This window comes from Fibrobacter sp. UWEL (assembly GCF_900142535.1).
Taxonomy (GTDB): Bacteria; Fibrobacterota; Fibrobacteria; order Fibrobacterales; family Fibrobacteraceae; genus Fibrobacter.
This window is the reverse complement of the sequence record NZ_FRBE01000019.1, coordinates 1-12,990: the sequence shown is the minus strand read 5'-3', so window position 1 is coordinate 12,990 and position 12,990 is coordinate 1. Positions and strand designations below refer to the sequence as shown.

Annotated in this window: 12 protein-coding genes and 1 pseudogene; 4 read left to right on the top strand and 9 right to left on the bottom strand. The window is 50.4% G+C overall.

Annotation, left to right across the window (positions count from 1 at the left end; genetic code table 11):
- Positions 1-17: 17 nt before the first annotated feature.
- From BUB59_RS11570 to BUB59_RS11560, 3 genes are all read right to left on the bottom strand, one after another.
- Entirely contained in the window at positions 18-569 is a 552-nt protein-coding gene (locus BUB59_RS11570) for a 3'-5' exonuclease (protein ID WP_073230127.1), read from the bottom strand.
- Complete coding sequence (locus BUB59_RS11565; RefSeq protein ID WP_073230125.1) at positions 569-1,162, bottom strand: hypothetical protein; 594 nt, start codon at positions 1,160-1,162, stop codon at positions 569-571. Before BUB59_RS11565 ends, BUB59_RS11570 begins: the two co-directional genes overlap by 1 nt.
- Before the next feature lie 105 nt (positions 1,163-1,267).
- A complete protein-coding gene (locus BUB59_RS11560) occupies positions 1,268-2,365 on the bottom strand; it encodes a hypothetical protein (RefSeq protein ID WP_073230123.1) in 1,098 nt (365 codons plus the stop codon).
- Positions 2,366-2,427: 62 nt separating this feature from the next.
- Between BUB59_RS11560 and sstT the strand changes: the two genes are divergently transcribed.
- The 3 genes from sstT (at position 2,428) to BUB59_RS11545 (ending at position 5,754) form a co-directional block, all read left to right on the top strand.
- Positions 2,428-3,648: a serine/threonine transporter SstT gene (gene sstT / locus BUB59_RS11555; protein WP_073230121.1), complete on the top strand. Its 1,221-nt coding sequence runs from the start codon at positions 2,428-2,430 to the stop codon at positions 3,646-3,648.
- Between the two features lie 137 nt (positions 3,649-3,785).
- The gene (locus BUB59_RS11550) at positions 3,786-5,171 is read left to right on the top strand and encodes an alpha-amylase family glycosyl hydrolase (RefSeq protein WP_083540302.1); all 1,386 of its coding nucleotides are present in this window, start codon (positions 3,786-3,788) and stop codon (positions 5,169-5,171) included.
- 16 nt (positions 5,172-5,187) lie between these two features.
- Positions 5,188-5,754, top strand: a complete 567-nt coding sequence (locus tag BUB59_RS11545) for a TetR/AcrR family transcriptional regulator (RefSeq protein ID WP_073230117.1) — start codon at positions 5,188-5,190, stop codon at positions 5,752-5,754.
- Between the two features lie 123 nt (positions 5,755-5,877).
- Here the strand turns inward: BUB59_RS11545 and BUB59_RS11540 are convergent, their stop codons facing one another.
- The 4 genes from BUB59_RS11540 to BUB59_RS11525 all read right to left on the bottom strand — a co-directional run bounded on the left by BUB59_RS11540 (position 5,878) and on the right by BUB59_RS11525 (position 10,488).
- Complete coding sequence (locus BUB59_RS11540; protein ID WP_073230115.1) at positions 5,878-6,741, bottom strand: flavodoxin family protein; 864 nt, start codon at positions 6,739-6,741, stop codon at positions 5,878-5,880.
- A gap of 87 nt (positions 6,742-6,828) precedes the next feature.
- The gene (locus BUB59_RS11535; RefSeq protein ID WP_073230113.1) at positions 6,829-8,898 is read right to left on the bottom strand and encodes a carbohydrate-binding domain-containing protein; all 2,070 of its coding nucleotides are present in this window, start codon (positions 8,896-8,898) and stop codon (positions 6,829-6,831) included.
- A gap of 181 nt (positions 8,899-9,079) precedes the next feature.
- Positions 9,080-9,742, bottom strand: a complete 663-nt coding sequence (locus BUB59_RS11530; RefSeq protein ID WP_073230111.1) for an SDR family NAD(P)-dependent oxidoreductase — start codon at positions 9,740-9,742, stop codon at positions 9,080-9,082.
- On the bottom strand, positions 9,739-10,488 hold the full coding sequence (locus tag BUB59_RS11525; RefSeq protein WP_073230109.1) for a VUT family protein: 750 nt from the start codon (positions 10,486-10,488) through the stop codon (positions 9,739-9,741). The genes BUB59_RS11530 and BUB59_RS11525 overlap by 4 nt, the downstream gene beginning before the upstream one ends.
- A 191-nt stretch (positions 10,489-10,679) precedes the next feature.
- On the opposite strand from BUB59_RS11525, the gene cysS reads away from it, so the two are divergent.
- Positions 10,680-12,140, top strand: coding sequence for a cysteine--tRNA ligase (cysS, locus tag BUB59_RS11520; protein ID WP_073230107.1), 1,461 nt, complete (start codon positions 10,680-10,682; stop codon positions 12,138-12,140).
- 222 nt (positions 12,141-12,362) lie between these two features.
- Here the strand turns inward: cysS and BUB59_RS11515 are convergent, their stop codons facing one another.
- Together BUB59_RS11515 and BUB59_RS11510 are read right to left on the bottom strand one after the other, a co-directional pair.
- Positions 12,363-12,695, bottom strand: coding sequence for a hypothetical protein (locus tag BUB59_RS11515; protein WP_143160366.1), 333 nt, complete (start codon positions 12,693-12,695; stop codon positions 12,363-12,365).
- 53 nt (positions 12,696-12,748) lie between these two features.
- A pseudogene (locus BUB59_RS11510) lies at positions 12,749-12,990 on the bottom strand (hypothetical protein); the annotation flags it as partial.

Sequence of the window (12,990 nt, the reverse complement as noted above, 5' to 3'; positions counted from 1 at the left end):
CCCTTGGAACCTGATGGTTAAAGCGTTTTACCCTTAGGGATGTTGCGGATTTCCTTGCGGAGTTTTTCGGGGCCGACTTTCTGGAGGCATAGCTTCAGAATTTCTGCGGCGGCCATAGCGTCTGCTAATGCGCGGTGATGATTGAAATCCGGAAGTTCCAGAGATTCTATGAGATTGTGCAAGCTGTAGCTGGGGAATCCCGGGAAGAACTTGCGGGAAAGTTTGACGGTGCAGAGGCGGGGCGGATTCAGCTTGATGCAGGCCCGACGCATTTCCGCACAAAGGAACTTGCAATCGAACTGCACATTGTGCGCCACGAAGATTCGATCCTGAATCAGTTCCGCGATTTCTTCTGCCACATCGTTAAACTGGGGCTGGCCGGAAACCATTTCATCCGTAATGCCGGTGAGTTTTACCACAAAGGGCTGGATGGGCATTCCCGGGTCCAGCAATTTCTGGTAGGTTCCAACAACTTCAAAATCATCCAACAGGACAATACCCACTTCGGTAATGCGTCCATTTTCAGGAGTACCGCCAGTGGTTTCCAAATCGACTACGGCGAATTTCATTACTTCACCGGAATGTCAAATTCGAGAGTGGAGCGAGTGCTTTCGCTAATGACCTTAGCCTTTAAAACTGCAGACTTGGGCTTTGCAAAGAGAGGCACTACCAGCAAATTAGAGATGCCCTTGTCTTCGCTGGGAGTAGCTTCCGTATCCCTGGCGGACTTGGAAAATACAGGATTTTTACCCTTGTCGTATATGTAATAAGTCAAATCGCGGGGCATGCCCGGTTTAATCTGGTTGGTGGGAACCTGGAAATAGACGATGCCGCCCTTGGGCACGGAACGCAGGCTATCCTTGATTTCTTCTTCGGTTGCAAATTCCGCATCCATAGCCATACGGATATCTTTCTTCAGCTTATCCACGCTTTCGTAGGCGATGGAAATTTCAAACTTGGCATCTTCCGGAATGGAGGTGGGGCGAACATCACGAACGTTCTTGTTGTTCTGATAATATTCCCAGCGACCATTATCGTGAAGAATTACAGCTACGCCAGAAGACGTGGTAGCAACAATATCCACAGCAAAAGCGGCGCCTGCAAATAAGGAGGCGGTCAACAAAGCGCCTGCAAATGTACGGAAAGAAAAAATACGAGACATAAAAACCTGATAAACCTTTTTCACAAATATAACCACAAAATCCCTAAACAAAGCAGGAGGCCTTAAAAGACCTCCTTATTTTTTTATTGCGTGATTCGGGATTTCCTAGCGGAGCATGTCGCAGACTTCCGGGCCAATTTCACCATTCTGGATGGTGGTCACCAAAAGGCGCTGCTCAATGTCTCCCGCGGGATCACGGGGGCCCAGGAACTTGTCACCACGATTCAAATCTTCCAGCAGGCGTTCTGCAAGAGCCGCATGGAGTGCAAGACTTGCATCAATGTACTTCAGGTGAGTGGGCTCTTCCAGAATGAAATTCAGAGGAGCCTTCCTGTTCAGCACGCGGAATGCAGAAACCAAGGTTCCGTATTCATCTTCCACGCCCATATTGGCGCAAACCACCTTCGTATTGCCTTGGAGGAATTGAACCACAGAAAGAGTCAGAGCGCTCTTGATGCCCGTTGCAGTAACCATGTAGTCAGAATTTTCCACCGATTCCAGCACGGCCTTTTCATTCTGATAATCCACGATAGTCACGTCGTTATTTTCCAGCACATGGGAAAAGTCTGTACTGGAATTGCGATTCTTTGTATCCGTAATGGTGGTCACCTGCATTCCACGACGAACACCCTGGAGAGCAATTCCGCAGCCCACCTTACCGCTACCGAAAACCACCAGCTTCTTATTTTCGAAGTCGTGATAATTCAACTGTTCCAAAGCCCTGAAATAGCCATCGCCAGTACCAAGCGTTGTTTCAATTCGCTTGACTATACCGCTATCGGCCACATAAACCGGGAACTGGGATTTTTCAAAGAACTGCACGCCACTGCGGGTCAATTCCACAAAGCCCTTTCGAGGATTGCAGAAGGAGAACTGGCCGGCACAATCCAGAATCAAGTCGAAATCATCGGCAACGGAACCGTTCTTTACGTCTTCGGCATTCACCACAGCCACCCCATTTTCCTTCAGGCAGGAAATGATCTTTGCATCATAGGGCATGACAGAGGAATAACCAACGAACACCTCGGCACCACCTGCCATGAGTGTACGGTACTGCAAAAGGGTGTTTCGATAAATCGGGGTACCTACCAGAACCTTCAAGCCCTCAAAGGGACGGTTGCGAACCCACAAATCAGCAAGATACGCCAACGCGGGATATTCACGAGGCTCATAATGTTCGTTGATAATATCTTCAAAAAGCATGGGAGCAATATTAGTAAAACTAAACAGATACTATATTTCACAAAAAAATAGAAGGACTAAATATGAAACGCCTTGTAAAGAAATGGGTTGAGCTCAGCCTCATTATCCGAATTGTCGCCGGTCTCATTCTTGGCGCTACACTTGGATTGTTGGCACCGCAAATCAGCGCCATCGGCATTCTAGGCACGATCTTTGTCGGCGCACTAAAGGGCGCAGCCCCAATTCTTGTTTTCGCCTTGGTAGCAAGTTCCATCGCTGGTGCCGGAGATGGCATCGGAAGTCGTTTCCGCCGAGTTATCATCCTTTACATCATCAGTTCCCTTAGTGCCGCCGCCATCGCCGCTCTTGGCAGCGAGATTTTCCCCGTCAGCATGAAACTTTCCATTTCCGCAGCAGAAGGTGCAGCCCCAAGCGGCATAGGAGAAGTACTCACCAATCTAGTCAAGAACTGCGTACAGAACCCCGTTGCGGCTCTTGCAGGAGCAAACTACATCGGTATACTCTTCTGGTCCATTGTATTCGGATTCGCCTTAAAGAAACTCCCCGCCGACCACTGCATCACCGTCATTACCGATACATCCGCCGCAATCACCCAAGTCATCCGCTGGATTATCCAGATGGCACCCTTCGGCATTATGGGCCTGGTATTTTCTTCTGTTTCCGAAAACGGTATGAGCATCTTCGCGGACTATGGTAAACTGCTTGCCCTGTTGGTAGGCTGCATGCTGGTTGTCGGCCTGATTCTAAATCCCCTCATTGTCGGGATCTACCTACGCAAGAATCCCTATCCGCTTGTTTTCCGTTGCCTCCGCGACAGCGGCATCACGGCATTCTTCACCCGCAGTTCGGCTGCAAATGTTCCCGTAAACATGGCACTCTGTGAACGTCTAGGCCTGGAAAAAGACTTCTATTCCGTTTCTATTCCCCTAGGCTGTACAATCAACATGTGCGGCGCTGCCGTAACCATCGCAGTCATGACACTGGCTGTAGCAAACACCTTGGGAATCCACGTTGATTTTCCCACCGCATGCATCCTTTGCATCATGAGTGCCTTCGGCGCCTGTGGAGCATCTGGTGTTGCCGGCGGATCCCTGTTCCTCATTCCCATGACCTGCTCCATTCTTGGAATCAGCGGAGACATTTCCATGCAGGCCGTTGCCGTAGGCTTTATCCTGGGCGTTGTACAGGACTCCATGGAAACCGCCCTGAATTCCAGCAGCGACGTCATCTTTACAGCCACTGCAGAATACCGTCACCGACAGAAACAGGGTAACAACATCTAAAACAAACCGTTAGATCTTAATCACTCTGGAAGCGCCTTAACCGGCGCTTCTTTTTTTCGACCCCGCCTTGACAATATACCAATCGGTATACTAAATTATTATACCGAACGGTATAACACTTTTTCAAGGAGTGAATCATGAGGCCAAACCATATTTACCACGTTTTCCCTCTAGGGGCTTTAAGGAACGGCAACATCCGCGAACTCACTAGCATCATCCCCCACATGCAAAGTCTGCGAATGGATTCCATTATGCTGGGGCCCATTTTCAAGAGCGAAACCCACGGTTACGACGTGACGGATATGTACCAGGTCGACCCGCGCCTGGGAAACAACGAGGATTTGAAACAGATGGTCCGCGACTTCCATGAGGCGGGTTTCCATGTGTATCTGGATGCGGTATGGAATCATTCCTCCCGACATCATTTTGCTTATAAGGACCTGCGGGAGAAGGGGCGAAACTCTCCCTACGCCGCCTGGTACAGAAACCCAAATTTTGACAAGCCCAACCTTTGCGGCGATACATTTACGGTAGACTGCTGGGCCGGTTTCCAGGAACTGCCCGCGTTCAACCTGCAGAATCCCGAGGTGGAGCGGGAGCTGATCCATTGTGCGGAATACTGGATGGACGAATTCGACATTGACGGAGTTCGCCTGGACGCCGCCGAGAATATGGACCTTGGATTCCTGAAACATCTGGCTGACGCTTGCCACCGGAAGCGACCCGATTTCTGGATGATGGGAGAAGTTGTATTCGGCGATCCCACGCGATGGCTAGACGCCGGCCTGAATTCCGTCACCAACTACCAGACTTACAAATCCCTCTGGAGTTCCATCAACGATGGAAACATGTTTGAACTGGCTTACAACCTGAATCGATTCTTTGATGATAAGAGCGGAATCTGCAGGAATTCCAGGCTCCAGTTATTTAACGAGAATCATGACGTGAGCCGCATTTACAGCGTACTGAAAAATAAGGCGGACAACTACCTGCAACACTTTTTATTCTATACGCTGCCAGGCGTTCCCACGCTCTACTATGGCGAGGAATTCGGGCTGGACGCAACGAAAGGCGGGAGCGATGACTGGAATTTAAGACCCGCCATGCACGTAGAGAATGGCAACATTCTGTTCGAAGGCTCCCTCGGGGAAACTCAGGCCAAGTCCCGTCCCGGCAAGGAAAATCTTCTTGCAGTTATACGCCATCTGGCAAGCGTCCGGCAAGATTCCAGCGCCCTTCGGGAAGGCGGCTACCAGCAGGAATTTGTACATTCGCGACAGCTGGCTTTCTGGCGCACCCATCAGGACGGAGACGTTCTGGTTGTCGCCAACCTGCAGGATGCGCCCGTCCAATTCGAGATAGACCTGCGGAAGCATTTCGGGTGCGGCAGTATTCCCCCGAAATGGGCGGACCTCATGAATCCTCACAAGACCTTGATTCCCAGCGGGGGTTCAAGCACTCGCATTCTCACCCTGCAAATTCCGTCCAAGTGGGGATGCATCCTTATACCTAGTGGTATATAAAGGTATATTGTAGGTCATGAGTACGAAAGAAGTTTTGTTACAGCAGGCCCTGATCCTTTTCCGTAAGGAAGGTTACGACGCTACCGGCGTGCAGAAAGTTGCGGACGCCGCAGGCGTTGGCAAGCCCACGCTGTACCATTACTTCGGGAACAAGCGAGGTCTCCTGAATGCCGTACTCACCACAAACCTGGAAAGTTTCTGGAACCAGTTCAACGCCGCCGTCACATACGATCACGATATCGTCAAGACTCTGGAAAACGTCGCTCGCGTCTACTTCGATCTGGCCAAGCGAAATCCCGAATTTTACGCCTGGTTTTCCACCATGGTGAACACGCCTGACGAAGGGGACATCCACGACGAAGTGAAGCCTCTTTACGAAAAACAGCTGAACGCACTGATGGAACTGTTCCTTGCCGCAAGTCAAGATCACGGCAACATGAAAGGCCGCCACCAGCGTTACGCCTACTCTTTCCTGGGAGTCATCAACTCCAGCGTGCAGGCCCATCTAAACGGGCTCATTAAACTGACAGACCGCGAAGCCTTCGACATCTGCCATCAGTTTATGTACGGAATTTTCTCCTAATCCCACCCTACATAATTGAGGAGGTACTTTAGTACCCCTCAACAACAAAGAAAAAGCCAAACAAGCTTCGCTTGTGATGGCGCATTTCTTTGTTCGGGGTTCCAAGGGGCAGAGCCCCTTGCATCACTTATCCACGCTGATGAGCTGGGCAGGGCCACGGCCAGGCAGGGGCTTGAAGATTTTCACCCAGGCAGGCATTTCCTCACCGAAGGCTTTCATATTGCAGGTGAAAACGTAATTCATCCCAGCAACCACCTGAGATGCAACGCTAATGGGCGTTAAGTTCAAGTAGCCATAATCCTTCGTAGCTTCCGCAAATACAGCCAGATCTTCTTCGGAGGGAACACGCAAGTCGCCATAAGCGCCTACGAAAGCTTCCTCATCCGTACCGGCACGAACTGCAGCGATGTGCTTTTCAATTTCTTCAGCCAAATTCACTTCGGGATTATTAGCGCGGCGATTGGAAATACCATAGGAAAGAACCACATTGGCATTGGGTTCCAGAGCCTTTAACTCCTTGGCACTAGCCAGACGGCCGCCGCTTCCGTAAGTGCAGAAAGGCACCACCACCTTTCCACTCAGGTCATTGGAATCCAGGAAGGTGTACATGGGCGGCGCATAGAAGCCAAACATGATGGGAGCGCCCACGTAGATGGTATCGTAAGCGGCAAGGTCCACCTTGGGATTCTGAAGAGCGGGCCACTGTTTGGATTCGCGTTCCCCGCGGACAGCCACAATGGTGCTGTCATAAGTGGAGGGATAATCTTTCACCAGCTTCAACTCCACAGAACCCGCGTTCAGCTGCTTGGCAAATTCTTCAGCCACCTTCTTGGTGGTTCCACCCTGCGAATAGTAAATCACGAGATTCTTGGAAGATGCAGGTTGTGCAGCATCCATCTTTTGAGCAGGTTCTGTTTTCTGTTCGTTGCAGGCGGTAAGGCATGCGGCAATAGCGATGGATCCAAAAACACTGAAGAACTTTTTCATAACGACCTCTTTGTTCATTACAAGTATAACAAAAGCCCTCCCGCATTCACGGGAGAGCTCGGATGGATGGATACAAGTTTTTGAGGACTATTTGTACATGTAGCTTACGCCATTGGGGAATTTGATTTCAGTCATGCCGGAGGTTTCCACCTGAGCAACGGACTTTACGTCACCGCCATAGATTACCATGCTGCCGGAACCCTGTGGCTTTGCGGCTGCGTTAGAAGCGCCATAGTAATTGCTGCTGGTGTAGCTAGTAGCAGAACAGCTGGGATATTCTTCAGTACGGCTGCCGAAACCAATCAGGACACCGCCCGTAATGGTAAAGCCGTTATCCGTATCGATCAAGCCGCCGGCCATATTGGTAGAGCAGCCAGATCCAGAGCTACTGCCACCCCAATTTCCGCCCGGAGCCATCTGCATGCCGCCACTGGTGCTAGTGGGAATTTCAAGAATCAATACGCCACCAGTCTGAGTTGCAGTTCCATTTGCATCCAGCACGTCGATGTCGTTACCGGAAGCGCTAATGTAGTGATAGCCACCGCTTACCACAATGTAGCCCTTGGAGGAGCTCATCATGCCGCCACCGCCCATGGCCCAGCCCTGGTTACCCGTATTGGAGGAATTATTGTCAGTGCCACCTGCTGCATTCCAGCCGTCATCGGTGCCGTAGGTAGAAGTAATGCCAGCCTGAGCGCGGATGTAGAATGCTTCCATGCCTTCGTAAGCAGTCTTCACATTGACAGTGGAGCCGTTCAGATACAAGGTGGAGTCAGCGTGAATGCCATCGTCCTTAGTAGAGATCGTCACGTTACCGGCGTTCATCCAGATGTTCAAACCAGAGTGGAGGCCATCATCCGTTGCGTCCACCGTAACGGTACCGCCGTTCATATAAACCAGATTGTCCGAAACGATGCCCTTGCCCGTAGACTTGACGCTAACAGTTGCAGCCTCCGTAGAGTCGCTGACCATCACGTAGTTGTAAGCCTGAATGCCGTCATCGCCGGCGTTCACGGTAATGTTGCCGCCGGAGATTACTACAATGCCCTTACCGTCTACAACGCCGGTGCAGTTGCCGTTAGCATCTTCGGTACATTCATCACTTTCAAGACCGTCGCCGGACTTTGCGGTAATATTCAAGGTACCACCGGAAATCACCAGGCTACCCTTACCCTTCAGGCCATTCTGGGCGGCTGTCACCGTGATGTCACCGTTCTTGATCCTGAGATCATTGCTGCTCTGAATGCCGTTATTGTAGTTTGCGGTAACGGTCAATTTGCCGGAGCCCTTGATTTTCAAATCGTCCTTGGCGTAGATGGCAGCCTTTGCAGTATCCTGAGTGCCGTTGACCTTTTCGAACAAATGAGCACTCGCATTGGAACCATCTTCCACAGAGTTTACCGTACCCTTCACCAGATGGAGAACGGTCTTGTCAGCATTCTTCACCAGGATGGGAGCGCCAGAGCTCTTGAGAGTTGCGTTATAGAGATAAAGACCTGTATTGCCTTCGTTTTCAATACCCGGAGTATTCACCACCACCTGGAAATCGGTGGAAGTACCGGTGATGTAGTAATCTGCAGGGCAGGTAATCGTTGCAACGCTTCCTTCCACAGTAACACAGCCATTGTTATTTTCAACGGTAGCGGTAGTGCCAGCAAGCTTCAACATGATTTCGGAACCCGTCAAAGTCTTTGCATCTTCCAGATCCGTATCGTCATCATCGTCGGACGGAATGACCACAGGAGTAGAAGAGGATCCGCTGGATGCAGGGTTCTGCGATGCACTGGAACCGGGATTTACAGCAGCGCTAGAGCTAGAACGCTTCGAGGTCTTCTGAGAACTGCTAGAAGCAGGTTCAATCTGCGGGCAGAGCGCCGCATCTTCAACTACGGAGCCGTCAGCGCAGGTAATGGTAGTAGTCACCACAGAATCTGCAACACCAGAAACTTCTTCACCGGTAGTAGGATCCACTACTGTGGGGCAAAGGGATGCATCATCAACTACGGATCCATCCGTGCAAGTATATGTGGTGACAGAAACCTGGGTGTAGTTTTCTGCAGCGTCGTTCACTGCGTTGTTGGAATCAACAGTGTCAGAGCAAGCGGCAAGAGCCATAGCGGCAGACGCAACAATCAGGGGAAACTTTTTGGAATTCATGATAAACCTCGCTTTTCCAGTAAAGTTACCTTCCGAGGTTCCTGTCCAAAAGTCAAAAAATGTGCTTTGAAAAAAAACTTGAATTTATTTGCGGAACGAAAAATCCCGACCGAGTGAAAGAGTTTCAATTCTTTTTTGAGGCATTTGCCCTTCGAAACAAAGCGTTCCGATTTTTCGAAACTTATTCTGGCCACACGAAGGTGGAATTCAAATCATTCTCGCCGTTATCGATAAGAATATCCTGACCGGTGCAGTTCTTGTTTACGACCGTGAGGAAGTAAACCCACTGGGCTATATCTTCGGGAGATGCCCAGCGTTTTAAAGGCGTCACATCCATAATGCGCTGCCACAATTTTGCATCGTCCATAACAGGGCGGTTCAATTCGGTAGTGACGCCACCCGGCGAAATACTATTGCAGGTAGCGCCAAACTTCGCGAGGCGAATAGCGGCATTCTTCATGTAGGAAAGAAGCCCGCCCTTAGAGGCGGAATATTCCGGAAATTCCGCGCCGGAATGAGCCGAAGCAGAAGCTACCAGCAGAACAGACTTGATGGAACTCTGGAAGGCATACTTCTCCACAAAATTGATGGAGCCCTTCAGATTGATTTCGATGTCACGACCGGAATCCTGGACGCCTGCGTTACTAATCACGATGTCCATGGTCTGTTCTATTTCGGGCAGGGACGACTTATTCGAAACGTCTGCAACGAAATGAAAATATTCAGGATGGTGGATGGAGGATTCCTGAACGTCGACGCCAAAAACCTTAAAGCCGTTCTTCAGGAACAGTTCCGCAATGGCGCGACCAATCCCCTGGCTAGTTCCACTGATCAGGACATTCATTTTCCAGCCTTCATGTTCAAGTATTCACGACCTACGTCATGCTTTTCCCAGCTGCACACCATCTTGTAGCCAATAGGACTAATGACGATTTCGCAAAGCAGTTCCATGATGGAACCTGTAATGGAGCAGACAATCACCTGGGTCATAGTCCAGCCAAAGAATACGTGGCTTACCACCATGGCGAAAATGAAGTTGTCCACAAACTGGGCTACCGCGGTAGAAACGTAGGAGCGGAGAGCAAAATTCTTGAAACCCGTCGTCTTGGTTGTCTTCGCAATCAAATAGTTCACAATGGAATTGACACCGGAGGACGTGAACATGGCCAGGGCGGAGCCCAGCACCACATACCAGGATCCGCCAAAGGTTGCGTTCAGCGAGGCGTTGGCAACGCTTGCCGCATCGGGATTGGAATCGATGTAGCTGTAGAATTCGCCCCACATGCCGGGCGTGCGGGAAAGGAGCGCGAAGAGGCCGCAGGTAACCAAGTTGATGAACAGCGCCACCATGGAAACCTTCATGGCAGCCTTAGGCCCGAACCGTTTGCATATCATGTCCATGCAAAGGAAAGAGAACCAGCTCAAGGTAAAGCCGCAATCCAGGGCCAGATATTCTGTGGAGAATAGCTCCTTGTTGGCGAGCAAGTTCATGCACACCACAGAAAGGACGAAGAAGGTGACTGCGAGAGAGGGGATGTTCCTCAGGAGAACAACGAGGTCTTTCACCTCGTACTTAATCTTTTCAATCATAATAGTTGTTTTTTAAAGAAGGTTAGACAATGACTTCTGTTTACGTAAAATGTAGAAAAGTTCCCCGTCCAATCCAATAGCATTCTTTTAGAGGGACCTATAAGTATTTCCTGTTAGTCAAAACTACCTGTTTTTTCTAAATTTGCCCCCCGAAAGGCGCAGGTCGCGCCGAAATTTAACCGGAGGCTCAAATGGCACTTCAATTCTACAACACCGCATCACGCAAGAAAGAGATCTTTACACTTCCCGAAGGCGTTCCCGCCGTGCGTATGTACTGTTGTGGCCCTACGGTGTACCACTTCGCCCACATCGGCAACCTCCGCACCTACATTTTCGAAGACTTCCTGGTTCGCACCCTGAAGTACTACGGCTACGCAGTAAACCACATCGTGAACATTACCGACGTGGGCCACTTGACCAGCGACGCAGACTCCGGTGACGACAAGATGGAAAAGGGCGCCGCCCGCGAAGGCAAGTCCGTTTGGGACATCGCAAAGTTCTACACCGACGCTTTCATGGCTGACTGGCACCGTCTGAACATTCAGGAACCCACCCGCTGGACTCCTGCCACCCAGCACATCAAGGAACAGATCGAACTGGTCCAGAAGCTGGAAGAAAAGGGCTTTACCTACCGCACCAGCGACGGCATCTACTTCGATAGCCTCAAGTTCCCCCGCTACGCAGACTTCGCCCGCCTGGACGTTGAAAACCTCCGCAAGGGCAGCCGTATCGACATGGGCGAAAAGCATGCCGCTACCGACTTCGCTCTCTGGAAGTTCAGCCCCACCGACAAGAAGCGCGCCATGGAATGGGATTCCCCCTGGGGCGTAGGCTTCCCGGGCTGGCATATCGAATGCTCCGCCATGGCCATGAAGTACAATGGCCCCACTCTGGACATTCACTGCGGCGGTTCTGACCATATCCGCGTGCACCACACCAACGAAATCGCGCAGAGCGAATGCGCCAACGGCGTTCAGTTCTCCCGTTTCTGGATGCACGGTGAATTCCTCCGTACCGCCAGCGAAGAAAAGCTGGAAGACGGAACCACTCAGCAGACCTTCGGCAAGATGAGTAAGTCCAGCGGCGAATTTTTGACCGTTACCTTGCTCATGGACCGCGGCTACAATCCGCTGGACTACCGCTACTTCGCACTGGGCAGCCACTACCGCAACTACCTGAACTTCACCTGGGACGCCCTCACCGGCGCCAAGGAAGCCTTCAAGAGCCTTCACAAGAAGACCGACCCCCTGATCGGCAAGGCAACTGAAATCAAGAGCGAAGCTGCAAAGGCTTTCCAGGAAGAATTCAAGACCGCTATTGGCGACGACCTGAATATGCCCCGCGCCCTCGGCATCCTGAATACCATGCTCAAGTCAGACATCGATGACGGCGAAAAGGCTGCTCTCGTGATGGACTTCGACAAGATCTTCGGCCTCAAGCTGGATCAGCCCCGCGAAGACTACAAGAAGAAGGCAGAAGAAGGCGCCGCAGGCGTTGACGTTGCCAAGGTGGAAGAACTGCTGGCCGCCCGTAAGGAAGCTCGCGCCAACAAGAACTGGGCAGAAAGTGACCGCATCCGCGACGAACTGGCCGCCATGAACGTGGTGATCAAGGACTCCAAGGAAGGCACCACCTGGAGCATCAAGGAATAACATTCCCTACGTCATCCCCGACCTGATCGGGGATCTAGCAGTCCAAAGCATTAAAAACCGTCCGGCAAACACCGGGCGGTTTTATTCGTTTGTACTTATTTTTTCATTCGTTTTAATTTCGCAGCATCAATCGAATCTCGAATTGAACCACAGCAATTCCGCACTGAACAAGGGTTGACAAGGGAATCCACCAACAACCATGTCATTTTGTTTTAAAGTAGTTTATCTTTGCGAGTGATTAAATAAGCTTTCAAGCTTTTGGTAATCAACAGTCCCAATCTTCTTATCGGGCATACCCCATTGATCACAAGGGATTATACCTCCACTGTTACAACCGCAAACGCAACCTTTAGACATAAGAAGACGTTCTTTGATGTTGTAGGTTTTTACCATGATAAATTCATCTTGTGGTTTTGAAACATCAAAAAATAACACATTGTAGTTTTGTTTAACCACCAAAATGTCACGAAGAGTGGGATTCCCTACCATCCTTGGTAAGGAATCCGTTTCGTTAGAACTGCAAGCCACGAAAGCAAAAATTGCAGAAAGAATCAAATGTCTTATTGATTTAGACGTGATTCCATACCTCTTACAAATTTATGATGATTTTACTTGGCGTTTTTAATCTTATCCGCCAGTTCCTGGACCTTTTCTGTGGGGAGCTTGAGAACGCGAGCCACACGTTCTACAGAATCCCCTTCGCGAAGAAATGCCTCGGCGGCTTTGAGCAGGCCTTTATTCTCTCCTTCAACATGAGAAAGGAACAGGCGTCCGATCTGTTCGTCAATACTGATTGTACAGGCCACTTGATCCTCCAGGATTTTCTTATCGCGTTCGGTGTTTACGGTGA